General features: G+C 48.8%; 1 protein-coding gene. It reads left to right on the forward strand.

Annotation, left to right across the window (positions count from 1 at the left end; all coding sequences use genetic code 11):
• On the forward strand, positions 1-260 hold a 260-nt coding region (locus tag AAEY87_RS14130; RefSeq protein WP_350657628.1), incomplete at both ends, for an enoyl-CoA hydratase-related protein.

Raw genomic sequence — 260 nt, forward strand, 5'->3', positions numbered from 1 at the left:
CTTTACCGCTGGGCTAGATTTGGTAGAGCTACAGGACAAGCTAAACGATGGTGTGTTTGAGTTTAATGACGATCAAATCGACCCATGGGGCATTAGCGGGAAACTACGTACCAAACCCGTGGTCGTCGCGGTAAAAGGTACTTGCTTTACCGTGGCTATCGAGCTGATGCTAAACAGCGACGTGGTCATCGCTAGTGATAACTGTAATTTTGCACAAATGGAAGTTCAGCGCGGCATTATGCCATTTGGCGGTGCAACGG

The sequence above is a fragment of the Psychrobacter sp. S1-30-MNA-CIBAN-0213 genome (assembly GCF_040309845.1).
In the GTDB taxonomy this organism is placed as follows: domain Bacteria; phylum Pseudomonadota; class Gammaproteobacteria; order Pseudomonadales; family Moraxellaceae; genus Psychrobacter.